Raw genomic sequence first — 24,847 nt, 5'->3', positions numbered from 1 at the left:
TAGGGAACCCGGTCGACAGGTGCTGGCCGCAGATGGCCATCGCCTGCCCAGGTCGCGGGCAGGGGGCGTGCGGGGCCGCGCAGGTCGGCGGCTCGGGCGCGCGAGCGCGCGAGTTGTCGCCGACGCTCGCATGCCGGGCCGCAACGAGGCCGGTCTGCCCGAGTCACATGTCCTTCAGGGCAGGTCGGACTTGTCGACGAGAACCGTGGACAGCACGGGGAGCAGCTCGAGCCGGTGCGCATCGAGGACGGATCGCCGCGGGACCTCCGAGAATGTGACAGCTCGCGGGTAACTGATGCTCCGCGTGGCCACGTGAATCTGGCGGCGCCGTGGCGAGCGCTGCACGACCTGCTTTCGACCAGCTTCCCGCCGGCGCTCGCTGCGGGGATGCCCGTGTAGGCCGCGGGCCGACCCGGTTCACTGCGGGTGGTGTGCGTTCACGCGGCGTCGCCGTCGTTGATCCTCCGAGCGGCTCCGCGGCGCTAACCGGGCATGCATATCTTGACGATCTTCGCGGCTGTCTGTCTGTCGCTGCTCGCCGTGGCTGCTCCGGCGCACGCGCAGGGCCCGAATTATTCGGTCACTGCGCACGCGGTCACCGGCGGGACGCCGGGCGCCGGCGCCTCGTATCTCGGGCCGCTGATGGGTCAGACCTCCGTCGACGCGCAGCACGATCCGGCCGGCGTCACCTGGGCTCACTATTACACGCAGATCCTCTACTCCGACGCCGGCGCGTTCGCGTGGACCGACCTCGGCTCGCTGTCCAGCCACGTCTCCGCCGAGGCCCAGCGGGTCGACGCGACCAACTTCCCCGGCGCGGTCTCGGCCAACACCACCAATCGCTTCCAGGACCGCTTCGTCGTCGCCTCGGACACCTTGCCGAAGAACACGCCGGTGACGCTGACCTTCCGCGCGGCGCTGTCGGTCGAGTGGGACGGCTCGGGGCTTTACGACGGCCGCGCCGCCTGTAACGTGCAGGTCGGCGCGAGCTCGGCGACGCCGAAGTGGAGCGCCGCCTGGAACAAGGCGGAGGTGGAGGCCGAGAGCCTGCTGGTGGTCGTCAAGACCACGGTCGGCGCGACCCTGTGGATCTCCGGCCGCCTCGACACGAGCGCGTACGCCTCTTTCATGGCGCCGGGGCCGCTGTACGGCGGCGAGATGGCGATCGACGCCAGCTGTCAGACGCCGCTCGTCGATGCCACGCCCGGGGTGCATCTCGTCACCGAGTCGGGCTTCGACTACGCGACGCTGCAGTGAGTGGTGTCGGAAAGAGGTCTAGTATTCGTGAATCTCGGGTATCGTCGAGGGATGCAACAGACCACGCGTGAGCCGGCAGCACCGAGCATCGACGAGACCCGCACCGAGGAGCAGCGCGCAGCGGAGGACGCCACGCCCGCCACGCGCCGCCTTCGCCTGAAGACCGGCATCAAGGCCGGGGACGGCGAACAGGCCGGCAACGAGCACTCCTCGTGAGGCGTGCCGCGGCGCGGGGAGCTGGAGCGCCCCCGCGCCGGATTTGCGCGAGATCGGCGGCATTGTCGGTGCGGGAATGACGGCGGCTCGTGGCGCGGGCTCAGCGGCGAGGGCGGCGGAGCAGCAGCACCGCGGTGAGCACCGCGAGCCAGCCGGAGCCGCGGTCGCCGTCGCTGGCGCAGCCGCAGCCGCTGCTGTCGGTCATGCCGGAGCCGGTGGCGCCGGCCGATGATTCGTCGCCGCCGCTGCTCGCGTCCGACGTGCCGGCGTCGGAGGTGGCGCCGGTGGTGGGAGCCTCGCCGGTGGTCGGCGTCTCGCCGGTGGTCCCGGGCGTCCCGGTGGTGGTGCCGTCATTGCCGGTCGTCGCCGTGGTGTCGCCGTCGCTGGTATCGCCGTCGGTGGTGTCGCTGTCGGAGGTCGTGCTCGGGCGCTCGCCGGCCTCATACGATTGATCGGCGGCGCAGGCGGTGTTGCCATTGGCGTCCTCTGCACATACGCGGAACACGACGACGCCGCGCGCGGGCGGCAGGACGACGCGGAACAGATCGCCGCCCATGAAGTCGGCGTCGACGGTGGTGGCGGCGCCGTCGGGGTCGATCACTGCGTAGGCGCGGGCGAGCCGCGGGCCCTCGTCGGTGACGGTGCGGTCGCTGACCGCGAAGCGGACCACCGGCGCGTCGTCGAATTCGACCGGGCCGGCGACCTCCTCGACCGCGATCAGCTTCGGCGGCTGGGCGTCGACCGGGTCGTCGTCGCCCGCGAGGTAGACCTCGTCGGAGCTGCTGCACTCGCCCTGACCGGTGACGAGGTCGAGGCGGCCGTCGTCGTCGAGGTCGCCGAATTCCGCCCACAGGCTGCAATCGGTCGGTCCCGGGAACACCCCGGCCATGGCCGAGAAGTGGCCGGCGCCGTCGTTGACCAGGTAGCGCTCGGGGCTGCTCAGCGAGACGACGACCGCGTCGAAGTCGCCGTCATCGTCGATGTCGGCGCAGACCACCCCGTTGTCGTCGTCGCCGGCGCCGTTGCCGGTCACGCGCGCCATGGTCTCGTCGGTGAAGCCGCCGGCGCCGTCGTTGATCAGCAATTGTTCGTTGTAGCCGCCGCCGATGTTGTCGATCCAGACGTCGAGGTCACCGTCGCCGTCGACGTCGCAGACGGCCGGGTTGTAGTGAAAGCCGGAGTTGCCGGGCGGGGGGAATTCGGCCGCGGTGAACTGACCGGTGCCGTCGTTGATCCACAGGTTGCCGCCGCCGGCCGCGTGGGGATTGACGAGCAGGTCGAGGTCGAAGTCGCGGTCGACGTCGAGGAGGTCGAAGTCGTCGACGTCCTCGCCCGCGAGCTGGTCCGGGAATGCGCCCGGGACCTCCTCGAAGGCGCCGGTGCCGTCGTTGCGGTACAGCCGGACGAACTGGGTCGCGCCGGCCTGCGAGTAGCCGTCGCCGGCGAGGATGTCGAGGTCGCCGTCGCCGTCGACGTCGCCCATGCGCGCCGCTGCGCCCTGCGGGAACGAGTCGCCGGGCAGGCGCATCGCGGCCTCGTCGGTGAACACGCCCATACCGTCGTTGATGAAGAGGACGTGCGGCCCGCCGGCGCCGTCGGGGGCGTAGAGATCGGGGTCGCCGTCGCCGTCGACGTCGCCGACGGCGACCTGGCGGACGTTGCCGACGTAGTCGCCGACAGCCGCGGCCGACTCGTTGCTGAACTCGGCCATGCCGTTGTTGAGGTAGACGACCAGCGGCTGCGGCTTGTCGGCGCCGGCGAAGAAGTCGGCGTAATTGGCGAGCAGGATGTCGAGGTCGCCGTCGCCGTCGAGGTCGGTGACGCGGAGGTGATTGGTCCAGCAGCCCTGACCCTGGCAGGCCTGCGGATCGAGGGCGTCGGGGACGAGGTCGTAGGCCGACGCCGGGGAGGTCGAGAGGAGGATGGCGAGGGTCGCGGCGAACGGGATGGTATGGCGATTCAAGGTAATGCCTCCGGTGTTTCGCAGGTGCGGCCGCAGTGGAACACGAATCATCGGCCGACCGGCGCAGCACAGGGGACGTCGCCGCGCGGCACGGATAATAAAGCTCACGGCGCGCTCGCTGTCAGCGCAGCGCTGTCGGCCGTCGACATCGCCCCTGAGGTCGACGAGGCCCACCTGCGCAACCCGAGCCAATGAGCGCGGCGGCGTCGCTTGCGGCGGAATGTCGCCGGACTCGTAGCAAAGGGCGCTGGTGGTATTCGGCGCGGGAGGCACCGATTCAGGCGTCACCGGAGGCGTAAGCGCGGTGTCATGGAAGGCGCGGAAGCAGGCGGGTACTCTCGCGCCCGCCCGTCAGAGCTCGAACGCTCCGCGATCCCACGTCCCCTGCGGCGGCCGCAGCTGCTGGGCCACGTCGGTGGTGACGACGCCGTAGGCGGGCAGGCCGAACACGTTGAGGCCGGTGTCGACGCCCTGGCCGTCCGCCTTGAGGTGGAGGTCGCCGTTCATCGCGTCGACGAACACCGAGGCCGGCGTGGCCGCGCCACTGACGTCGTCGCCGGCGCTCAGCAGCGGGGCAGGGTGGATCGTGTTGTCGGCGAAGCCGAAGGCCAGGTTGCCCTCGCTGCTGGTGATCTCGACGCCGACGTCGCCCGCATGGACCGCAGTCTGCCCGCCGCCCGCGCTGAAGAAGATGTTGTTGGTCAGCTTCCAGCGCATCATCACCGCGGGGTCGCCGGAGCCGCGGATCGCCTCGCTGGCGCCGATCACGGTGTTGTTGGTGAGGGTGAACGACATGTCGTCGCTGCCGCAGCTGTAGAAGTCGATCGCGCTGCCGCCGGAGCCGGCCGTCTCGATCACGTTGTTGCGCATCAGCAGCGACACCGGGGCCGGGAAGCACGAGCCGTAGCCGCCGACGGCGTCGGTGGCGAAGCCGCCGCCGTCCTGGCAGATCCGGTTGGCGTCGAGCACCCCCTGGCCGGCGTGCAGCGCGTGGTTGCCGTACTCGACCGCGCTGACGACGAAGGTCTGCGGCGCGTCCGAGCGCACGTAGATGTCGTTGCAGCGCAGCACCGAGACGCCGCCGGAGCAGGCGCTGGCGACGATGCCGTAGAGGTTCAATGTGTTGATGTCGCCGCCGGAGGTGGCGACGATCTCGACGTAGTTGCGCACCAGAGTGCCGGCGCCGACGAAGTGGTGCGGGTAGCTCCAGGCGTCGGCGTGCAGCGGGTTGGCGATCATGCGGAAGCCGCCGAACACCGCGCCGTTGTGATCGAGGTTGAGCCGGCCGTAGAAGGTCGCGGGGTGGAGGTCCGGGTCCCAGGTGGTGAAGGTGCCGTCGAAGCCGCCCTTGATCGTCAGCTCCTTGCCGACGTAGACCTCGGCCGAGGCGTACTGGCCCTCGGCGACGCGCAGGGTGCTGCCGGCCGGGGCGGCGCCGACGGCGTGACACAGGGTCCGCCAGGCGGTCTCGGGGGTGGTGCCGTCGTTGGCGTCGTCGCCGGTCTGGGCGCTGACGTGAAACACCGGGCCGGGCTCGGCGATCGGGCACGGCAGGCTCTGGGCCGGCGGGAATTGCTGGCGGCAGCCGGACACGAGCGGCTGCTCGTCCGGGATGGTCAGCTCGATGCACACGCCCGCGCCCGCGCTGCAGCTGCCCGGGCCGCACACGCCCGGGCCGTCGGCGACGCCGTCGCAGTCGTTGTCGAGGCCGTCGCACACCTCGGGCCCCGGCGCGACGCAATCGACGCAGCCGACGCCGTCGACGCACAGGTGCCCGCATTCCTCCATCGACGGGACCTCGCCCTCGCAGCTGATGGCGATGTTGCCCTCGCAGACGACGCCGTCGACGCACGCCTCGCCGGTGGTCGTGCTCTCGCCCGTGGTCGTGCTCTCGCCGGTCGTCGAGGTCGAGGTCGCGTCGCTCGAGCTGCTCGAGCCGTCGCCGGTGGTCGTCGAGGTCGAGGTCGGCTCGACGGTCCCGGTGGTGCCAGTGGTGCCGGTGATCGAGTCGGTCCCGCCAGTGTCGGTGGTCGTCGGGATCGAGGCCGTCGTGCCGGTGCTGCTGCTCGTCTCGCCGGTGCTCGTCGAGGAGGTCTCCGACGCCGTGCCGACGGTGCTGGTCAGGTCGTCGCCGCAAGCGGCGAGGAGAGTGACGAAGAACGATCCGAGGGAGGCGACGAAAGTGCGCATGCGATCGCAGATCTTACCGCGCCAGGCCGCCGCCGGCGCGTGGGGTGGCAGAGCGACACCGCTCGCAGCGAACACGACGGCCGGAAGAGCCGACCCGGACCGCGAACCGGCGAGGGTGCGTGCGCGAGCCCTCAGCATCACGCCGGCGGGCTTTCCGGCGCGCGCCGCCCCAGAGAAAATAGTTCGGACTTTTTTGGATCGGAACAGGACGGTCGGCGCTCTTCACCCGCGAGCCCGGCTGGCCGGTCGTCCCGGACGAAGCCGGACCGGGGCGCTACCCACCGGACGACACGACATGAAGAAGTTTGCATTTCTCGCCCTCGCTGCTGCCACCGCCTGCCTCCTGTCCCTGACCTCGATGTCGCAGGACGCTCAGGCCGGTGACGCCTGCGTCCGCAAGGAGTTCAAGACCCAGCTGATCAAGGACGCCTGCACCAAGGGCGGCCAGGACGAGGCCAAGAAGGTCATGAAGAAATTCCTGGCCACGGCCAAGGCCAAGAACCCTGCGATCAAGGATTGCAAGTCCTGCCACACCACGCTGAGCCCCGACTTCAAGCTCACGAACGACGCCCTGATGCAGTTTCAGATGGCCGGCGGGAAGTGAGCGCCGCGCTCGGCCGATAGCCGAGGTCCGCGGATACCGTGTTCCAGATTCACGTGAACGGCTTTCATGCAGAATGTCGTGTGAATGCGCTTCGATGACTGGGCGGGCGAGGCTGTCTGACCATTGCCACCTCCCGCCCCACGAAGACACCGGCATGATGGCCAACCTCTCGATCGTGGACGAGGCGTGACAGCGGGGCGCGCGAATTTCGCTCGGTCCGGATGCCGATCGACAGGAGGTCATGGGCTCGAAGACGTGGATCGGTCGGGGCGCGTGGATTATTTTAAAAAGAGAAGAACCTCGCATGTCGGCCTCGCTTCGCTCGCTCGTCGCGCTGTGTCTGCTGGTGTCGTGCGGCGAGCCGGGGGAGCCGTCCGCCGAGCCGGGGGGTCTGTGCGCCGACGACGACGAGTGCGCGGACGGCAGCGCCTGCGTGTCGTCGAGCTGCGTCGACGCGAGGCCGGTGCAGGTGCCCGACGATCTGCCGTGGATCACGCTGCCCCTGCACGCGGTGCGCGTCAGCGACGACGATGGCATGTGGCAGTGCCCGATCTCCCCGGACGAGGTGGCGCGGTGGGTCGACGAGGCGAACCGCATTTATGAGGTCGCGCGGATCCGGTTCGACTTCACTGCCGACGCCGACGGGCCCGACTGGACCGACGTGCGGAGCACGCTGCTCAACCGCATGGTGGGCAACGCGGATCTCGCGTGGCTGGAGGAGATCGCCGCCGGCGACGCGATCGCGCGCGAGCGTCCGGACAAGGTCACTGTGATCTTCCGTCACGGTCCCGGTCCGCTGCCGACCGGTGGCGGCTTCTCGTGGACCGACTACTGGTTCGCGGCCCTGCCGGGGTTCGAGGCCACCTGGCTGTGCGGCCATCAGAACATCCTCCTGTTCGCCCACGAGCTCGGGCATTACCTCGGCCTCGCGCACACCCACGCGCGAGAGTACGCCGACCTCGCGGCTGCGGAGGCGGACTACGCCGGCGACCCGACGATCTTCGACGGCGACGGCATCCGCGACACGCCGCCCGATCCGTTCGTCCGCGACCTGACTCAGTGCGATCCCGCGGCCATCCATCGCCGCCTGGCAGGCGACGAACTGCCGCTGCCGCGCGACGACGTCATGTCGTATTACGACAGCCCGGCGATGACCCTGTCACCGACGCAGGCGATGCGCGTGCGGCAGGGGGCGCTCGTGCGTACGGGGCAGGACCTGCGGCTGCTGCTGCCGGGCGAGCTGCTCCCGCCGATCGAGGGGGAGGTGCTCGTCGAGGCGGCGCGGGCTCACTTCGGCGCCGTGGAGGCGCAGACCGACATGCGCCGCGAGCTCGGCAACTGGAGCGGCGATGCCCAGCTGTTCTGGCGCGGCGTGCTGGCGGCGCGTCTGACGCTGACGTTGCCGGTGGCGGAGGCGGGGAGGTATCGCGTGTTCGCTACCCTGACCGTCGGGCCGACGCACGGCATTCACCGGCTCGCCATCAACGACGAATCGATCGGCGGGGCGATCGATCTGTATGCATCGAGGGTCGGCCACGACCCGCCGCGCGATCTCGGCGTGCATGCGCTGCATGCGGGCGACAATCACATCACCGTCGACGCGGTCGGGCTCGGGCCGCGAGCGCCCTTCGCCGGCTTTGGGCTCGACTATTTGTTGCTCGAGCGGGTGCCGTGAAAAACGCCTGGGTCGCTGCGGTGATTCGTCGGTGAATCTCGGGGGCGGAGGGACACACCTGTCGTCTGGCGGGGACTCGCCGGCGTGGCGGCGCGAGAATCCGAGGTCGGGTCGCCCGCGACGTCGATTCTGGCGGCGCGGCCGCCGGGTGTGCGGGTCTCGGTCCAGCTCGCTCCTGCCGCCATTTGCCGGGAGACGTCGAGTTCGAGGCGTTGCGGGACCGTTGCGACGAGGGTGATTCCCAGCGGCGGTTGCTGCGCACAATCGATGAGCAGGCGCCGCGAATACGCGTGGGGCTGCTTATATGCGGTTCGGGTAGCTCGGAGCCGCGCTCCCCCCATGCTCTGCGCGCCGAGGCGACCCGCGTGGTCGCCCATTCACGTCCAACCGAATCGAGAAGGAGAGGTTTTCATGCGACAGGATGATCGTCGTCACATGCAAGAGGAGCAGAACTACGGCCGCCGGACCCGGCAGTCGCACGAGCACGAGGGCCGCGAGCGCGGCGAAGAGATGCGCGGGATGTCGGGCCGCGACGAGCGCCTCACCCGCCGTCGCTACGATGACGAGGGCGCGGAGTTCGAGGAGCAGCGCGGCGGAGAATTCATGCATCAGGGCGGCTACGGCCGCTATGAAGGCCAGGGGTCACAGTTCGGCGGTCAGGGCCAGTACCGCGAGCATGGGCAGTACGGCGGTCAGTACGGGCAGCAGTACGGTCAAGGCCAGTACGGCCAGCAGGGCTACGGCGGGCAGTACGGGATGGGACAGCACGGCGGGCACGGCCAGGGCCAGATGGGGATGGGCCAGTACGGCGGCCAGGGCCAGTACGGCGGCCAGTTCGGCGGGCAGGGCGGCTACGCCGGGCAGGGCGGCTACGGCGGCCAGTACGGCCATCAGGGCATGGGCGGCCAGTACGGCCATCAGGGCATGGGCGGCCAGTACGGCGGGCAGGGCGGCTACGGCGGCCAATACGGCCAGCAGGGCATGGGCGGCCAGCAATACGGCCAGCAGGGCCAATACGGGCAGGGCCAGTACGGGCAGGGCCAGTACGGGCAGGGCCAGTACGGGCAGGGCCAGTACGGGCAGGGCCAGTACGGGCAGGGCCAGTACGGGCAGGGCTCGCGCATGGGCCAGCGCTACGAGGGCGGGTTCGGCGGCGAGGGCTACCGCGAGGGCGGCTTCCAGGAGGACATGCCGCGCCGGCGGAGCTTCGGCGAGGAGGGCCGCGGCATGAGCGGCATGGGCGGCAGGATGTCACAGGAGCGCGGGCGCTTCGCCGGCCGCGGGCCGAAGGGCTACCGCCGGTCCGACGATCGCATCACCGAGGAGATCTGCGAGGCCCTGACGCGCAACCCGTCGGTCGACGCCAGCGAGATCGAGGTGAAGGTGCAACAGGGCATCGTGACCCTGAGCGGCACCGTCGACGACCGCGAGGTCAAGCGCCTGATCGAGGATCTCAGCGAGGACATCTCGGGCGTCCGCGAGGTCCAGAACCAGATCCGCGTCAGCCATGGCCAGCAGACGACGGGCCAGACGCAGGGCGAGCAGGGCCAGACCGGCCGCACGCAGGGCGAGCAGGGCCAGACCGGCCGCAGCCAGAGCACGACCACGACCGGCTCGCGCACGCGCGAGGCGTGAGCCCGTGAGCGCCGGCGCGTACGCCCAATGAGGCGTGCGCCGGCGCCCGGCGGCAGGGAGCTGCCGGACGGGAGAGGTGGACGCGGCCGCTGTGGCCGCGCCTGCCTCAATTATGTGCATGTCCTGTGGGACATGTGACACGTCACGGCGATGATTGGAGGCATGTCCCTGGGGACATGTGACACGTCATGGTGATGATCGGAGGCATGTCCTCGGGGACATGGAAGCCGTCACGCCGACGGCGATCGGAGGCATGTCTTCGAGGACATGTCTGCCGAGCGTCGGGCCGGCGCCGTCCGCGGCACGTTCGGGCCTCAGGCCGCGACGAGCTGACGGCGCAGGCGGGCGCGGGCGCGGGACAGCCGGACCGAGACGTTGCGCTCGGTGATCCCGAGGGTCTCGGCGATCTGGGCGTACGAGTGCCCCGAGAGGTGCAGCGCCATCACCGACTCGAGGTTGTCGGGCAGATCGGTCAGGGCTTGCTCGATGCGGGTCCGCTGGTCCGCGCGCAGCATCGCCGACTCGATGCACGCGGCCGGGTCGGCCACGCTCGCCGGGTCGACCGCCGCATCGACGTCCTTGCGCCGGCGGACGTGGCGGAAGCAACAGTAGCGGGCGACCCGGTAGGCGAAGGTCTTGAGCGACGACTCGCCGCGGAACATCGGCAGCGCTCGCCACAGCGCGAGGGCGATGTCCTGCTCGAGATCGGCGCGCTCGGCGGGGCTGCGGCTGTAGCTGGCCGCCATCTGCGACAGGCCGGGGCCGTGCTCGGCCACGGTGCCGGCCCAGCGCCCGCGGCGGGCTCGCTCGTCGTCGTTCTCGCCGGTGCCGGCTGCCAGCGGCCGCGGATGGGCCGCCGGCGCGGCGCCGCTGGCCCGGTAGCCGAAGTTGCTCGCGGAGGCGAGCCGCTCGTCGATGCCCCACAGCTGGCCGGCGAGCGTGCGCACGACCTCGGCCGGCGCGCCCTCCTCGGTCAGGGTGCGGCGCACCGCCTCGACGTCGACCCCGAGCCCGGCCAGCCGCTCGCGGTCGCCGGCCGGCAGCGCCTCGACCAGACCGATCCACACGAACACCTGGTCGCGGATGGCGGTGAGCGGGGCGCGCCCTTCGGAGACCCCGAGCAACAGCTCGCGCCAGCCGCTGCGGGCCGGCTCGGCCGGGTCGACCGGCCAGTCGGCGGCCTCGATGCTGGCACGGCGGAGCTCGGAGGTGAGGGTGCGTGTCTGCTGGATCACCTTCACCAGCGGCCGCGACAGCCCGGTGAGCTGGAGCGGGCGCGACGGCGAGGCGCCGAAGGCCGGGCGCGACAGGAGCAGCTGCGGCAGGGCTCGCATCAGCCACCGCGCCGCCCTCAGCGCCAGCGCCCACAGGCGCATCGTCGGCATCACCAGCAAGGTGAGCAGACCCATGCCGTAGACCAGGTACACGAGGGCCTCGGCCAGCAAGGTGTAGGGGTCTGTGGCCAGCAGATGGGTCATCGCGGAGCTCGAGTGTCGCTCGCCAACAGAACCCTACACGACCGCGACGAATTTTTTCGCGAGGGCTCGCCGGCGGGGCAGAGGTAGGGCGCTGGGGGCGAAATCGCGCGGGTCGGGCGAGCCGGGGCGCGCACGTGGTGCGAGGCTGGCGGACACGCGGGCGAGCCTGGGTTTGCGCCGGCGGGTGGGGTCGACGGCTGCGTGGCGGCGGCGGGGTCGTGACATTCGCGGAGGCGGGCCGCGCTCGCCGGGCGGGGGATCGCGTATGTGCAATCGGTTCCGGCGGGCCCGCTCGCCGACGTCCGCCCGGGGCGTCGCGCAATTTTAAAAAGATGTCTCTCGGGACATCTTTGGATTCGTCGGCGCAATCCTCGGCTGCCGCGCGCGCCGGCGCGCCTGCGTTCGTCGGGCCAACACCGCCGCGAATTTCTCTATCATCGGCGAGCGCGCGCGTCTGCGTCGACTCCCTGCGAATGGCCACCGACGCCGAGATCCTCGTCACCTGCACCCACGCCGAGTGCGCGCTCAAAGTGCGCTCGCCGCTGCTCGATCTGGCCACGGTGATCTTGCTGTACCCGCACGACGGGATCCCCGGCTACGAGGCGGCCAGGGCCGACAAGCGGGTGGTGCAGTGTCCGGCGTGCACGCGGGCCGGGCGCGACGGGATGCTGATCTACGTCGACGATCACCTGCGCCAGGCCCCGCCCGACATGCGCACGGCGGTGCCGGTCGTGTTCGACGCGGTGGTGTCGGTGTGGAAGCGGGCGCTCGAGCGGCTGACGGTCGGCGGTCAGGCGGCCGAGTATCAGCCGGCGAAGACGGGGCCCGCGGTGGCGCACCGGCTGAACGTGCGGCCCTACGACGGCCACCTGCTGCGCCCCGGCAACAGCGACCTGACGCGGCAGTACGGCGACGCGGAGCCGGGCGTGGTCGCCAGGTCGATGCACGTCCGCCAGCTCAAGCGCGACCTGCTGTACCTGGCGTACTATGGCAACCGCGAGCGCAACGTCGGCGCCGAGTACGGCGGGGTCCACGTGTTCGAGGCGACCCTGGTCGGCGCGATCCTGGCGCTCAAGTTCGACATCTCGTTCTTCTACGGCGTGCCGACCACGACCGACCTGAGCCAGACGATGGTCAGCGACGCGGAGCTGCGCGAGACCACCCTCGAGACGTTCGCCAAGCCGATCTACTTCGACCCGAAGCTGCCCGACAACCCGATCCGGGCGATCGCCGAGGCTCTGGTGTATCCGCTGGCCGAGCGGCTGCGGGCGCTCGCCGCGGCGCACGCCGCGTACGACCGCGGGCTCGCGCTGCTGGGGCAGGCCGGGGCCGAGGGGCAGGCGGCCAAGAAGGCGGCGCAGCTGCGGGCGCAGGCGTTGACGGCGCTGCGACAGGGCATGCGGCAGCTGCCCCAGGAGGTGCCGGCGCTCGATCTCGCGGCGCTGCAGACCTCGAAGGCCGAGCGGAAGGCGCGGAGCCTCGCCGAAGTGATCGCGCATCCGCAGTTCAAGGACGTCCCGCGCGAGAAGCCCGACCACGATCCGTGGGTCGACTTCGTCCGCGACCTCGAGCTGGTGATCTCGTGCGACGCGGCGCCGGAGGCCCGGCGCGTGGCCGCGCTGGCGCAGGTGCTCACCGACCTCGCGGGCGACGACAAGCTGCGCAAGCAGTTCCAGGCCCCGATCGATCGCTACCAGCAATACGCCGCTGTGATCGCGGCGGCGACCCCGGAGCAGCTCGCGGACCTGCGCCGGATCGTCGGCGGCCTGCCCGAGACGTTCACGCCCTACCGCGAGGCGCTGCACCGCAACGCGATCGTCGATCACGCGACCGCCTTCTACATCCTGGCGATGCTGTCGGAGGTGCCGATCGGCTCGGCCCGCGGCAAGGTCACCAAGCAGCCGGGGCGCAAGCTGGTCTATCACTTCCCGCCGAACATCGAGGGCGAGCCCAAGGACCTCGACGCGTACGCAGATCTGGTGATCGAGGCGTGCAAGGACGGCGGGGTGTTCGTGGTCCCGCCGTTCATCATGCTCGAGCGGCAGAAGAACGAGTCGGGCTACCGGGCCACCGACGCGGTCGGCGACCTGGCGACCAGCAAGGACGAGAAGGCCCGGCGGGTGCCGATCAACGGCATCGATTGGAGCAACTGGGGCCGCAAGGGCGGCTCGGTGACCAAGTACGCCTATTCGGAGCTGTTCACGAACAGCGTCGGCCGGGTCCAGGCCGAGCACCCGGGCTACCTCGGGCCGCTCGTGCACTCGCGCGGGGTCGGCGGCGGCCAGGTGACGCTGCCGACGATCCTCGCCGGCGTGAGCCCGGCCGGCCGTGGCAAGCAGGTCGACGGCTACGAATGGGTGGCCGGGATCCCCGTGCCCAGCGACGGCAAGATGCCGACGCCGGGCAACTGGATGGGCGCCGAGAGCTCGTGCGCGCGGGCGCGGGACCTGCTGGTGTCGAAGTTCACGCCGAATCAGGCGAGCGACGCGCCGGCCCGCAATTGCACGTACGGCAAGGTGCCGGGCGGCAAGCGCTACGAGTGCGCCAGGTGCCTCGAGCGCTTCCAGCTGAGCTCCGAGCAGCCGCTGCTGGCGGCGAACGCGGGCGACGCGTCCTATCATTGCACCGCGCCGGCGTCGCGCTGGCCGGAGCTGTTCGGCGCGCCGCTGGCGGTCGACTCGGAGCTCGGGCGATCGGAGTACCCGTGCTCGTGGCTGCGCGCAGTGATGCGCTACGCGGGCGGGGGCGAGCGGGCCGACGCGCGGCTGTTCAAGACGGCGCGGGAGATCGTGGCAGTGGGCAAGGCGGCGGCCGGGACGACGTCGGGCGGCGCGCCCGAGGCCGGCGAAGCAGAGGCCGAGGCAGAGGCGCCGCCGGACGCGAAGGGCAAGCCGGGCAAGAAGAGCAAGAAGCCGAAGAAGAAGTCGGCGCCGCTGCTGGCGATGGAGGCCGCGTTCGCGCGGGTGCGCAAGCAGCTTTAAAAAAATGAGTCAGCGGCCGGGGGCGGGGTCGGGCTTGTCGACGCCGTCGACCCGGACGTTGCCCCGGGCCTGCTTCCAGCGGTCGACGCGGACGGTGCGGAGGAACCAGCCGTCGCGGTACTCGAGGTCGAGGTCGAGGTAGAGCTCGCCCTCGTTGACGAATCGCATGGGGATCGTCGCGCAGGTCTCGTTGGTGGCAGTGCAATAATGCACGTCGTGCCGCCATTCCGTGCGGCACTCGAACAGCAGATCGGGGCGGCCGTCGAGGTCGAGGTCGGGGAGGCGCACGCCGACGAGGCCGAGGCCCGCGGGCAGCGGATCGGGTCCCCGCAGGCCGCAGGCCTCGTGCGGGCGCGCGACGTCGTCGCCGCCGGGGCGCGTCTCGGTGTCCATCACTGTGATCCAGCCGCGATCGGTGCGCTGCAGGACGTACCAGCCGTAGCCGCGCTCGGGCGCCTCGGTCGGGTCGAATCGCCGCACCAGCAGGAATTGCTGCATCGGCCGGGCCGCGTCGCACTTGCACTGCGGGGTCTTGCACAGCTTGGGGCAGGCGGCGTCGATGGCGGCCTGCTCGTCCTTGCCGATGGCGAGGTTCGGGGCCGGATCGCCGGGGACGGTGAGCTTGTTGGGCGCGGGCGGGCCGGCGGGCGTCGTCGGAGCGGGCGGCGCGTCCTGCTTGGCAGGCGCGACCTCGGGGGCGGGCGCGACGGGCTCGGCCTGCGGTGCGGCGACCGGGGTGGCCGGGCTGCACGCGGCGAGCAGCAGGCCGACGAGGGCGCTAGTCCGCACGGGCACCGTCCTCCGCGAGCGCGCCCCAGCCGTCGTCGTCGTCGCCGAGCTCGTCGCTGGTTTCATCATCGTCGTCGTCGTCGTCATCGTCGTCGTCGTCGCGGGCGTGGAACTCGTCCTCGAGGTCGTGGGGCGGCTCGCCGCCGGCCGCGAGCGGGAAGACGCCGCGCGGCTGGTAGAGGTCGTGGAACAGCACGGGCGCGCCGTCGGCGAGGCGGAGCACGATGTCGCCGGGCGGCATCATCGGCTCGGCGAGCAGGCCGTGCTCGTCGGTCTCGCCGAAGCGCGTCTCGCCGGCGACTGTGAGCTCGTAGGCGAGGTGCGGCAGCGGCTCGCCCCACTCGTCGAGGACGCGGATCTCGAGCACGTGACGCACGGGCGCGGGCACGTCGGCGACGGGCAGCGGGAGCTGGCGCGCGATCGGGTAGAGGCCGGCGCCCGCGGGCTCGCGCGCGAGGTCGTAGCGATCGGCCGCGGGGAGCGCGAGCAACTGCGTCCAGGGCCGGCCGTCGTACGCCGGATCGACGGCCCACTCGAGGTCTCCGGCATAGGGCCGCAAGGCGTCGAGGCTGGTGCCGCCGAGCTCCAACCAGTAGACGAGCTCGGCCTTGGCGACCTCGAACACCGCGCCGAGGGTCTGCTCGCCGATGACGCCGTCCTCGTAGATGTCGGCGCGGAAGGCCCGGTTGTAGGTGCGCTGGAAGGCCTCGACCGCGCGCGCGGTGGCGGCGTCGGCGGCGTCGGAGATGGACTGCACGGCGGTGTCCCAGCCGCACACGCGGTGCAGGTAATCGAGGTAGGCCTGGGTGTCCTGCACGCGCCCGTGCGCGCTCGCGAGAGCGACCCACGCCGACTGCTCGTCGCGCAGAAAGTGGAGCAGGGCGCGGGCCCGCAGCGCGGCGAACTCCGGCGGTTCCTCGGCCTCGCGGTGACCGACGACGAGCCCGCCGTGATCGAGGTGCTGCTGCAGGTGACGCAGCCAGGCGACCACGGGCGCCCACGGGTGATGCGGCCCGACCCGCGGCAGCAGGAGGACGCTGCGCGCGAGGTAAGCGGTCCACGCCGGTTCGGAGGTGTGGACCCGGGGCCGATGGACGACGAGGAGGCTGTGCTCGCCGGTGGTCAGGCCGGTGCGAGCGATGGTGCCGTCGGCGCGCAGGTCGACATGCACGATCGGTCGCTCGGGCGGCATGGCTGCGGATCTTGAGAAGCGGAGGGCTCCGCTGTCAAGGGCCGCAGCTCGGCGGGCGCGGACGCGCGGCGAGGAGTCGCGGTGTATTGTCGACAGCGGCGGCCTCGCTCGGCGTCCGCGAGCGAATGGCGCCCGCAGGCGCGGAGCGCGAGGGGCGCGGCGAGGCCGGTGATTCGAATGGATGTATGGTGGCGCGGATGTTCGACGAGGCGGCCGAGATCCAGCTGGTCCCCGGCGGAGCGACGATTCGCGTGCTGCGATCGTGGGCCCCGGGCGCGAGCGAGGGGCGGCGAATCGCGGCGAGCGAGGCGGCCGCGATCGCCGAGGTGCTGCTGTCCGGATCGGCGGCGTCGTTCGGGTTCCGCGAGCTGGTGCAGCGGCTGCTGCAGGTGGGTAACCGCGACCCACGGCCGGCGCTGGCGCGGCTGCTGATGGACGAGTTCGTGACGATCGCGGTGGCCGACACGCGCGGGCTGTGGCTCGGGCCGGGCGTGAGGCCGCGCGAGGACCGACCGACGCCGGGACCCGAGCTGCCGCGGCGCGAGCCGGGATGGGTGGCGGTGTCGGTGGTCGACGCGGACGAGCCGGGACGCTCGTTCGCGGGGGCGCAGTTCCGCCTGCGCCTGCCCGACAACTCGCTGCGGTCCGATGCGCTCGATGATGCGGGCGGGGTGCGCGTCGAAGACGTGACGTCGGGGCGCTGCTGGTTCGAGCTGACCGACGTGCCGCGCACGCCCGGCGCGCCGGGCTGATCGCGAGCGGCGTGCGCTTTTATTTTTAATAGGAGATGTCTCTCGGGTCAGATCGGTGAAATCGTAGGCCGCGAGGTCAGCCGGGGGTGGGGACGAGGTCGACGAGTTCGACGGTGGGCGCGCCGGCGCCGAGGTGCAGGCGCGCGAGGCAGATCGGCAGCTTGAATCGACGCGGGCCGGCCGAGCCGGGGTTGAGGTAGAGGACGGCGTGGTCGTGGGATTGTTTGGGCTTGTGCGAATGGCCCGAGATCACCACGTCGATGCCGGCCTGTTGCGGGTCGACTGCGAGGTCGGCGAGGTCGTGGAGCACGTGGAGCCGGGCGCCGCCGAGGCGCACGTCGGCGGTCTCCGGCAAGCTGCGGCCCCAGCGGTCGAGGTCGTTGTTGCCGCGCACGAGGGTGACTGGCGCGATCGCGGCGAGCGCGTCGAACACCGCCCGCCCGCCGACATCGCCGGCGTGGACGATGTGGTCGGCCCCGGCCAGCGCTGCGAGGGCCTCGGGACGGACGAGGCCGTGGGTGTCGGAGATGACGCCGACGACGACCGGCTTGGGAGAGGCCATGGGCCGCGGATCTAGCACGGTTCGACGGTTGCTGGAGTGCGACGGCGTACTCGGCTCGGGCGCTGGCAGCGAGCTCGGCCGTCGCCGACGGCGTGGTTGCTGCGAGGGCGACAGTGGCGGGCCGACGGCGAGACGCTAGCGAGGCTGCTGCGAGGCGTCGAGCGAGTTCGTGAAAGGAGCGCTCCCCGCCGGAGCGTGCGCGGAGCGTACAGCTTGACAGGCAGCGGCGCCGCCCTCGGCGCCGCTGCATTCACCGCCGGCCTGACTGCCGGTCGAACAGGTGGGCTCGGGGTTCTGGTCGCCGCCCCGGTCCCCCCCTCGGCGGTATCACCCCGACTATCGTCATTCGCACTGGTCGGCCCCGTAGTCGCACCAGTTGAGCGGCTCGGCCAGGCAGACGTGGGCGCAACCGTTGCAGTCGAAGTCGCCGCCGAACGACAGCCCGAGCTGGCTGCAGAACGGCCGCTCAGGTTCGTCGCATTCGCTGTCGACCCCGCCGATCTCGCCGCTCGGCGTGCACGGTTTGTAGCACTCGCCGGCCTGGGTCGCCTCCTGGCAGCCCCAATCGTCGCACACGAAGTCGCCGGGCTCGCACTCGCGCTCGTACGACGGATCGGCGGTCGTGCTGCCGGTCCCGGTCGTCTCACCGGTCGACGCGTCCGTGCCGCTCCCGTCCGTGCTCGCGTCGGTGCTGCTCGCGTCGGTGCTGCTCGCGTCGGTGCTGCTCTCGGTCGTCGCCTCGGAGGTGGCGTCGCCGTCGGTGGCCGTCCCGTCGGCGTCGCCGGACGAGCCGTCGGTCGGGTTGCCGCCGATCTTGTGATCGAGGAGGCAGGCCGGGGCCGAGACGAGGGTGAGGAGCGCCAGGGTCGATAATGAAAAGCGGGTGAGTGAGTCCATGTCCACCACTTGCCCGGCTCGTCCGTCCGTCCGTCACCGGGTGCAGCGATAAATTTCGTGGCGGCGGGCGATCGACGACGCGGGGTATCCGGCGAGCAGTTCGCGCGCCGCCGCCTCGGCCGCCTCGACTTGACCCTGGCGGCACAGCGCGGCGATCCGCGCGGCCTCGCGGGCGTCCGCGAGCGCGCCGCGCGGGAACTCGCGCGCGTGCTCGGCGAGCAGCTCGAGCGCCCGCGGCGGGTCGGCGGCGGCGAGCCGAGCCTGGTCGAGCAGCGCGACCTCGCGGGCGAGCGCGTCGGGCCCGGGCGCCGGCGCGGCCGCGGGGGCCGGCGTTGCCGCGATGACCGGCGCCGGCGTCGGGTCCGGCAGGGTCGGGGCCGGAGCGGGCGCGCTGCGGACGAGCGCGACGACCAGCGCGCCGCCGGCGGCGACCAGCGTCGTCGCAAAGCCCGCCCGCGCCGTGAGCCACGCGCCGAGGCCGGCGCTCGCGGCCGGCTTGCCCAGCAGCGGTAGTACGATCGCCCACGTCCGCTGCTCGGCCTCCGGCGGCGGCGCGTCGCGCTCGCGCGCGGCGGCGACGCGGGCGGCGAGCTCCAGCGGCTCGACGAGCGCTTGCAGCTGGTTCCGCGCGAGGCGCAGCCGCGAGTACACGGTGTTGAGCGGCTGCCCGAGCTCGGCCGCGACCTCGGGCCCGCTCATGCCGAGCAGCTCGACCATCTCGAACACGACGCGGGTGCCGGGGCTGAGGCGGCCGAGCAGGTGATCGAGCTGGTGAGCGGCGTCGAGGCGCTGCTGCGGCGACTCGGGCGGCGGGGGTAGGACCCGCACCGCCTCGACCCTGCGGGCCCGCCGCGACGCGCCGCGCCGGTAGTGGGCGGCGACCCTGCGGGTGACGCCGTACAGCCACGCCCGCGGCGAGACCTCGTAATGCAGCTGATCGAAGCGGCGGTAGGCGGTCAGAAACACCTCCTGGACCGCGTCGTCGACCGCCTCGGCGGCGACCCCGAAGCGCCGCGCCGACGCCCACACGAACTCGAACTCGCGCCGGTAGATCGCGCGGAATTCGCGGGTGCGCTGCGGGTCGGTGTGTCGGGTCGCGGACATGCTCCTCCGGATAGATTGCCCGGCTCGCGCGGCGATCCGTCACCGCGGATCGCCGAGCCGCACCTCGACCCCGACGAGCAGCCGGCCGCTCACCGGCGCGGGTGCGAACAGCCGGACGGCCGGGCCCGGATCGGCCACCTGAAAGTCCGGACCGACGATCGTCCCGGCCAGCTGCAGGGCCCCCGTCAGGCTCCAGCGCGCGCCGAGCCGCACCGCGGCGCCGGCGCCGGCGACCACGGCGAGCCACAGGCCGGTGGTCGTGCGCGCGTCGGGTACGCCGCGCGCGCCTCCGCGCATCCCGCCGAGCTCGAGCCCGCCGCACACCGGCACCTCGACTCGCCCCCGCCCCAACCGCGCGCAGCCCTGGATCGCCGCGGCCGCCAGCGAGGCCCGCAGCTCGCCCTGGGCGCGGTCGGCGGTCCGCGGGGCGAGCCAGACGCCCTGGACCTCCAGCCGCGCTCGCCGCCACAACAGGCCCGCCGCCAGGCCGACCGCGCCGGTCATCCCGGGCAGGGCGCCGTACTCCGGCCCGCCCTGGACGCGCACGAAGCCCCCGAGCGCGCGCCGCCGCGCCGGCTCGGCTCGCGGCGGTGCCGGCTCCACGGGCTCCAGCGCGCGCTCCTCGACGGTCTTTGGCACCGACACCGGCGCGTCCGCCGGTCCGGGCTCCCAGTCGGCCACCGGCGGGTCGTTCTGCGCGGGCGGTTCGGGGGGCGTGACCTCCTCGACCGCCTCCCCGGGGCTCGTCGGCGCGCCGGCGGGCTCGCCCGCGCCCGCCGGCTCCCCGCTCGCCGGGGTCGCGCTCGGGGGCTTGCCGTGCGGCCGGGCGCCCGCGGGCCCCGGCACCGCCGGCGCGGGCGCGTTCGCCTGCCCGACCAGCGGGTCCCCGGGCGCCCGGGCGGCGACCGCGGACGCGGCGAGCACTGCGGTCGCGTCGGTCAGCGCGGCGCAGGTCGCCGCGGCCAGCGTCCGCCGCTCCTCGGGCCCGCCCGCGCGCAGGCGCAGCGTCAGGCGGTACAGCGGCGGGGTCGCGTGGACCGTGACGACGCCGTCGACGCCGAGCTCGCCGGGCCGCAGCGATCGACCGAGCCGCGTCTCGATTCCCCGCAGCAGCGCGCCGCGATCCGGACACGACGCCGGGGAGCGCCACTGGATCGCGGCGCCGCTTGCGGGTGGCAACGGCTCGGGCACCTGGGCGGCGGCCAGCAAGCCCGCGAAGATCGAGCGCAGCGGCATGACGGGGCACGTGACGGTACCACGCCCGCCGCACAACGAAGCGGCCCTCGCGGGCGAGACGACCTCGCTCGATGCGGCTCAGGGGTCGGGAGTCCGAAGCGCCCCATGACCGCGCGACGGCCGACGCTAGCCGGCCAATCCCCCATGCGCGCAGGCGCGGGCGATCGCAGCGGTGTCCCAGTAGAACGGGTGGACCTCGGCGATCCGCCCCTCGACGACGGTGATTGTCTGCAGGATCGGGAAGTCGAGCTCGCGGCCGGTGGCACGCGCACGCGCGTGGACGTGGGTCCTCACCACCACCGGGTTCTCCGTCGCCAGGAACTCCTGACTGAGCATGTCGAACACCTCCCACGTCTCGCTCATCACGAGGAAGAACCGCTCCAGACCCTCGTGGCCCCGCCAGATGCCGCCGTATGGCAGCCCCTCGGCCTGAAACAGCACGACGTCGGGGGCGAAGAACGGCGCGAGCGTGGCGAAGTCGGCCTTGCCGGGGCCGCCAGCGGCCAGATAGCGGGATTCGGCCGCGTACATGCCCTTCAGCACGGCCACTGGCGCGCTCCGCTCGCAGTCGGGGAGCGCCTCTTGGCGGTCGGGGTCATTCATGGACGCGAGCGTGCCTCATGAAGCGCCGGGTTGCTGGCCGGTTTCGGACGCGGCAGCGCTTTCATGCGTGCCGCTATCCTGGCTCCGCGTCGCGCAGGCAGAGCGACGCGCGACGCGGGAGGAGCGCCGGAGTCCTATGATTTCTTCGCGCGCTTCTTCGCCGGCGGTTTCTTGCTCTCGCCGGTCGGCGTGTTCGCCTCCGTCAGTCGGGCGCGCTCTCCCTTGGCGGTGCGCGCGTACATCTTGCGCAGCGACGGCTCGGTCTCCGCCTTGGCCACGACCTCGAGGGCCCACACTGCGTGCTCGCCGGTGAGGCTCAGCGCGGCGGCCGTCGCCGCGCTGCGGACGAACAGGTCGGGATCGGTCAGGGCGCGGGTCAGGTGCTCGCGCAGCTCGGGCGAGAGGACGTCGTACGCGAGCAGGCACAGCCGGCGCAGCCACGGCAAGGCCTCGCGGGGGCTCGGCGCGGCCGCGGCTGCCTGCAGCAGGTCCGCGTACGGCACGGTCTCCAGCGCTTGCGTGAGCTCGTCGAGCGTCTCGGCGTGGATGATGGCGCAGCGCTCGCCGAGGACGTGGGCCTCGCACAGGGTCACGCTCGAGCCGGCCGGGTGGCGCCAGGTCTGGAGGCGGTAGCCGAGGTGCGTGCGCGGCTCGAGGCCGGCGTGGGCGTAGCCGAGAGCGCGCAGGCGGGCGTCGAGCTCGGCGCGCGGGAGCGTGGGGTTGGGCATCATGCGCAAGTCAGGCATCGTCCTGCTCCTCCTCGGCGTCGCGGATGCTGTCGTAGAGGTCGACGGGCTCGCCGTGCTCGTCCACCTGCGGCGGCGCGATGCCCTCGGCCAGCACCGTGGTGATCTGGGCCCGCAGCTCGGCGCTGGCGGTCGTGCTGCCCAGCTCCTCGAGCAAGAACTGCCAGTTGTACTGCAGCGCGGCGTTGGCCACTGCGATCTGATCGGCCTCGTGGCGGAGGATCGCGGCGCGGGCGATCCGGGCCGCCTCGACGATGTCGTCGGAGACGACGGCGAGGACTGCGCTGACCAGCGCATCGCGCTGGCGGAGGTCGGTCTCGCCGGCGAGCGTGGCCTCGAACCAGGCGGCGTCGAGGAACAGGAAGCCGTGCAGCGCGGCGGCGACGTCGAGGGGCAGATCCGCGGGGAACGGCGCGTCGACGATCTTGTTGAGCTCGGCGATGACCTCGGACGCGAAGTCGCTCGGGCGGTAGGTGACCTCCCAGACGTAGCGGCCCTCGGTGTGCATCTCGATGGCGAGGTGGGCCCGCGAGAACCAGGCGCGACGGGTGAAGCGCGGCACGGACTCGGCGATCTGCTCGCGGATCTCCCGCAGGGCCACGATCTCCTGGCTGGCCGACAGCGCTCCGGCGTCGCGCAGCGGGTCGTCGGCGAAGGCGCTGCCCCAGGCGTGCGGCGTGACGACGGGGCTGAAGTTGAAGTGGCGGTCGAGCTCGTGCGGACCGGCGGGCTCGAGCTCGCCGGAGTAGGGGCTGGGCACGCGCAGGAAGCTGGCCTCGCCCATGAACGCGCGCACGGTCTTCGCCTCGGCGAGGTCGAGCGGCGGGGTGTTCGGGCCGAACTCCGTCAGCGCTTGCTCAATCGCCGCTCGCGTGGCCGGCAGGGGCACGAACAGCGCCGCGGGCAGGGCGGGATCGGGGGTGTACCAGAGCCGGCCGGGGTCCGCGGGATCGAGGTAGAACGAGGGGGTGAACTCGCGGCCGTGAGCGCCGCGCTGCACCGGCCCGGTCGCCCACAGTCGCAGCGGCCGCGCGCGCGCCTGACAGGCGTCCCACAACGCGGGCGACCACAAGACGCCGAGCGTCCAGTTGTCGGCGTAGCGCTCGCGCAGCGCCTCGCCGGCCTCCTGGGATGCGTCGTCGTCCACGGCGCGGACGCCCAGATCGGCGACGGCCTCGGCGAGCTCGCGCAGCGGGGCGAGCGGGCCGACGAGCCATTCGGCGGGCGGGGTGGCCCTTCTGGCGATCGCGGCGGGCTTCTCGGCGCGGGTCGCAGTGGTCGTGGGCTTCTTCGCGGCGGCCTTGGCCGGGGCAGGCGTTTTGTTCGTCTGCTTCGCGGTCTTCTTCGACGCAGGCTTCTTGTTCGTCGGCTTCGCCTGCTTCTTCGCGACGGGCTTGGCCGACTTCGTGCTCGTCGTCTTCGCCTGCTTCGCCGTGGTCGTCGCAGGCTTCTTCGTCGCTTTTGCCTGCTGCTTCGCGGCGGACGTCGTCGACGCAGGCTTTTTGTTCGTCGGCTTCTTGGCGGCGGGCTTGGCCGGCTTCGCGCCGGCCGGCTTCGCCGAGGCCTTGGTGGTCGCAGGCTTCTTGCTCGCCTTTGCCGGCTTCTTCGCGGCGGCCTTGGCCGGCGCAGGCTTCGTCGTTTTCGCCTGCTTGGCCGGCGCGGGCTTCGTGCCGGTCTTCTTCGCCGTCTTCTTCTTCGCCGTCATCCTCGCCGCCCTTCGTCGACCGCGCCTCGCGGGGCCGGCGATTTTTACCACGGGCGCCTAGGCATTCTGGCGTGATAACCACGCCCGACTGTGTATCGCTTTGACCTCAGTGAGGTAGGTACCCCCGTTCCTGGGCGTGACGGAGGGCAGGGAGGCATCGCGGATGACGCGGAGCAAGCTCCGCGGGGTCGGCCGGAGCCCGGAGCGCCTTCGCTCGGTCGGGGGGGCCCCCCGGCGTGGGTCGTCCTCGTCTATGCTGGGGGGGTGAATCGACGGACCCGCGCGCGCTGGCTCGTCCTCGCCCTGGCGGTGGGCGTGCCGCTCGCGTTGCTGGCGAGCTCCTTCCGGGCGGACCCGTTGCCGGCGCCGCCCGAGCTCGTCGGCGAGCTGCCGCGCGCGTCGCCGCCGGCCGAGATGGCGCTGGTCCACCTGCCGACGGGGCTGACGCGGCGCAGCGCGGGCTTTGCCTACCGCGGCGGGGCGTTCTCCGATCGCCGCGAGTTCACGATGAGCGCGGCGCTGGTTCGTCACCCGCGCGGCGACGTCCTGATCGACACGGGCTTCGGTCGCGACATCGATGCGCACTTCGGGCAGATGCCGCTCTACTTCCGGGCCACGACCCGCTACGAGGCCGCGACGCCGGCGGCCGATCAGCTCGACGCGGCCGGCTACGCGCGCGAGCGCCTGCGCGGCATTCTTCTGACTCACGCGCACTGGGATCACGTCAGCGGCGTGCCCGACTTCCCCGGGACGCCGGTGCTCGTCCCCGCGGAGGAGCGGGCGTTCGTCGCCGAGGGCGGCTCGCTCACCGCGGTGGCGCGGGGGTTCGCGGAGGTCCGGTACGAGGCATACCGCTTCGACGGCGGGCCCTACCTCGGCTTCCCCGCGAGCCACGATCTGTACGGCGACGGCGCGATCGTGGTGGTGCCGGCCTTCGGGCACACGCCCGGGTCGGTGATCGTGTTCGTCACGCTGCCGGGGGAGCGCCGCTACGCTTTCCTCGGCGATCTGGTGTGGCAGCTCGAGGGCATCACCGAGCGGGCCGAGCGGGCCTGGCTGCTGCGCGTGCTGGCCGACGCGGACGCCGAGGGAGTGCGCGAGAACCTGCTGCGGGTCGCCGCGATCGCGGCGCGCTTTCCCGAAATAGTGCTCTTGCCGGCGCACGACGCCCGCAGCTTCGCGGCGCTGCCGCGGCTGTGAGCGCGGACAGCAATGACTGTTTTTGTCGGCGAGACGGTCGGCCGGGACCGGCGGATTGTCCG

At 72.2% G+C, this 24,847-nt stretch carries 22 protein-coding genes; 10 read left to right on the top strand and 12 right to left on the bottom strand.

Translation table 11 applies throughout. The features are described 5' to 3' along the window. Positions 1-492: 492 nt before the first annotated feature. Both OV090_RS09920 and OV090_RS09915 read left to right on the top strand, forming a co-directional pair. A complete protein-coding gene (locus OV090_RS09920; RefSeq protein WP_267703332.1) occupies positions 493-1,257 on the top strand; it encodes a hypothetical protein in 765 nt (254 codons plus the stop codon). Positions 1,258-1,308: 51 nt separating this feature from the next. Beyond that, on the top strand, positions 1,309-1,473 hold the full coding sequence (locus tag OV090_RS09915) for a hypothetical protein (RefSeq protein ID WP_267703331.1): 165 nt from the start codon (positions 1,309-1,311) through the stop codon (positions 1,471-1,473). Positions 1,474-1,573: 100 nt separating this feature from the next. Here OV090_RS09915 and OV090_RS09910 read toward each other — a convergent pair whose 3' ends face one another. Continuing rightward, positions 1,574-3,436: an FG-GAP-like repeat-containing protein gene (locus OV090_RS09910; protein WP_267703330.1), complete on the bottom strand. Its 1,863-nt coding sequence runs from the start codon at positions 3,434-3,436 to the stop codon at positions 1,574-1,576. Here OV090_RS09910 and OV090_RS09905 point away from each other — a divergent pair. Continuing rightward, positions 3,425-3,631 carry a hypothetical protein gene (locus OV090_RS09905; protein ID WP_267703329.1) on the top strand — a complete coding sequence of 69 codons (207 nt, stop codon included), beginning with the start codon at positions 3,425-3,427 and terminating at the stop codon, positions 3,629-3,631. The genes OV090_RS09910 and OV090_RS09905 overlap by 12 nt on opposite strands. 156 nt (positions 3,632-3,787) lie before the next feature. Here the strand turns inward: OV090_RS09905 and OV090_RS09900 are convergent, their stop codons facing one another. Then, positions 3,788-5,626 carry a putative metal-binding motif-containing protein gene (locus OV090_RS09900; protein ID WP_267703328.1) on the bottom strand — a complete coding sequence of 613 codons (1,839 nt, stop codon included), beginning with the start codon at positions 5,624-5,626 and terminating at the stop codon, positions 3,788-3,790. Between the two features lie 295 nt (positions 5,627-5,921). Between OV090_RS09900 and OV090_RS09895 the strand changes: the two genes are divergently transcribed. From OV090_RS09895 to OV090_RS09885, 3 genes are all read left to right on the top strand, one after another. Next, entirely contained in the window at positions 5,922-6,230 is a 309-nt protein-coding gene (locus OV090_RS09895) for a hypothetical protein (protein WP_267703327.1), read from the top strand. 304 nt (positions 6,231-6,534) lie between these two features. Next, entirely contained in the window at positions 6,535-7,905 is a 1,371-nt protein-coding gene (locus tag OV090_RS09890; RefSeq protein WP_267703326.1) for a hypothetical protein, read from the top strand. Positions 7,906-8,316: 411 nt separating this feature from the next. Further along, positions 8,317-9,540 carry a BON domain-containing protein gene (locus tag OV090_RS09885; protein WP_267703325.1) on the top strand — a complete coding sequence of 408 codons (1,224 nt, stop codon included), beginning with the start codon at positions 8,317-8,319 and terminating at the stop codon, positions 9,538-9,540. A 314-nt stretch (positions 9,541-9,854) separates the two neighbouring features. Here OV090_RS09885 and OV090_RS09880 read toward each other — a convergent pair whose 3' ends face one another. Further along, on the bottom strand, positions 9,855-11,018 hold the full coding sequence (locus OV090_RS09880) for a sigma-70 family RNA polymerase sigma factor (RefSeq protein WP_267703324.1): 1,164 nt from the start codon (positions 11,016-11,018) through the stop codon (positions 9,855-9,857). A gap of 473 nt (positions 11,019-11,491) precedes the next feature. On the opposite strand from OV090_RS09880, the gene OV090_RS09875 reads away from it, so the two are divergent. Continuing rightward, positions 11,492-13,999 carry a hypothetical protein gene (locus OV090_RS09875; protein ID WP_267703323.1) on the top strand — a complete coding sequence of 836 codons (2,508 nt, stop codon included), beginning with the start codon at positions 11,492-11,494 and terminating at the stop codon, positions 13,997-13,999. A gap of 9 nt (positions 14,000-14,008) precedes the next feature. Here the strand turns inward: OV090_RS09875 and OV090_RS09870 are convergent, their stop codons facing one another. Both OV090_RS09870 and OV090_RS09865 read right to left on the bottom strand, forming a co-directional pair. Next, on the bottom strand, positions 14,009-14,788 hold the full coding sequence (locus OV090_RS09870; protein ID WP_267703322.1) for a hypothetical protein: 780 nt from the start codon (positions 14,786-14,788) through the stop codon (positions 14,009-14,011). Continuing rightward, complete coding sequence (locus OV090_RS09865) at positions 14,778-15,980, bottom strand: hypothetical protein (RefSeq protein ID WP_267703321.1); 1,203 nt, start codon at positions 15,978-15,980, stop codon at positions 14,778-14,780. Before OV090_RS09865 ends, OV090_RS09870 begins: the two co-directional genes overlap by 11 nt. Before the next feature lie 197 nt (positions 15,981-16,177). Between OV090_RS09865 and OV090_RS09860 the strand changes: the two genes are divergently transcribed. Next, positions 16,178-16,732, top strand: a complete 555-nt coding sequence (locus tag OV090_RS09860; protein WP_267703320.1) for a hypothetical protein — start codon at positions 16,178-16,180, stop codon at positions 16,730-16,732. 76 nt (positions 16,733-16,808) lie between these two features. On the opposite strand, the gene OV090_RS09855 is transcribed toward OV090_RS09860, so the two are convergent. The 7 genes from OV090_RS09855 to OV090_RS09825 all read right to left on the bottom strand — a co-directional run bounded on the left by OV090_RS09855 (position 16,809) and on the right by OV090_RS09825 (position 23,027). Then, positions 16,809-17,294, bottom strand: a complete 486-nt coding sequence (locus OV090_RS09855; RefSeq protein ID WP_267703319.1) for a metallophosphoesterase family protein — start codon at positions 17,292-17,294, stop codon at positions 16,809-16,811. Positions 17,295-17,636: 342 nt separating this feature from the next. Continuing rightward, a complete protein-coding gene (locus OV090_RS09850) occupies positions 17,637-18,191 on the bottom strand; it encodes a hypothetical protein (RefSeq protein WP_267703318.1) in 555 nt (184 codons plus the stop codon). Between the two features lie 33 nt (positions 18,192-18,224). Beyond that, positions 18,225-19,295 carry a sigma-70 family RNA polymerase sigma factor gene (locus OV090_RS09845; RefSeq protein WP_267703317.1) on the bottom strand — a complete coding sequence of 357 codons (1,071 nt, stop codon included), beginning with the start codon at positions 19,293-19,295 and terminating at the stop codon, positions 18,225-18,227. Positions 19,296-19,334: 39 nt separating this feature from the next. After that, positions 19,335-20,531 (bottom strand): hypothetical protein, encoded by a 1,197-nt coding sequence (locus tag OV090_RS09840; RefSeq protein ID WP_267703316.1) that lies wholly within the window; start codon positions 20,529-20,531, stop codon positions 19,335-19,337. Between the two features lie 126 nt (positions 20,532-20,657). Next, positions 20,658-21,134, bottom strand: a complete 477-nt coding sequence (locus tag OV090_RS09835; RefSeq protein WP_267703315.1) for a nuclear transport factor 2 family protein — start codon at positions 21,132-21,134, stop codon at positions 20,658-20,660. A gap of 134 nt (positions 21,135-21,268) precedes the next feature. Further along, complete coding sequence (locus OV090_RS09830; protein ID WP_267703314.1) at positions 21,269-21,880, bottom strand: hypothetical protein; 612 nt, start codon at positions 21,878-21,880, stop codon at positions 21,269-21,271. Next, entirely contained in the window at positions 21,873-23,027 is a 1,155-nt protein-coding gene (locus OV090_RS09825; protein ID WP_267703313.1) for a hypothetical protein, read from the bottom strand. The genes OV090_RS09830 and OV090_RS09825 overlap by 8 nt, the downstream gene beginning before the upstream one ends. 82 nt (positions 23,028-23,109) lie before the next feature. Between OV090_RS09825 and OV090_RS09820 the strand changes: the two genes are divergently transcribed. Then, positions 23,110-23,646 carry a hypothetical protein gene (locus OV090_RS09820; RefSeq protein WP_267703312.1) on the top strand — a complete coding sequence of 179 codons (537 nt, stop codon included), beginning with the start codon at positions 23,110-23,112 and terminating at the stop codon, positions 23,644-23,646. Positions 23,647-23,849: 203 nt separating this feature from the next. Next, positions 23,850-24,785, top strand: a complete 936-nt coding sequence (locus tag OV090_RS09815) for an MBL fold metallo-hydrolase (protein WP_267703311.1) — start codon at positions 23,850-23,852, stop codon at positions 24,783-24,785. Positions 24,786-24,847 lie beyond the last annotated feature (62 nt).

It is taken from the genome of Nannocystis sp. RBIL2, assembly GCF_026626745.1.
Taxonomy (GTDB): domain Bacteria; phylum Myxococcota_A; class Polyangia; order Nannocystales; family Nannocystaceae; genus Nannocystis.
The sequence above is the reverse complement of the archived record's forward strand: the minus strand, read 5'-3'. Positions and strand labels throughout refer to the sequence as shown.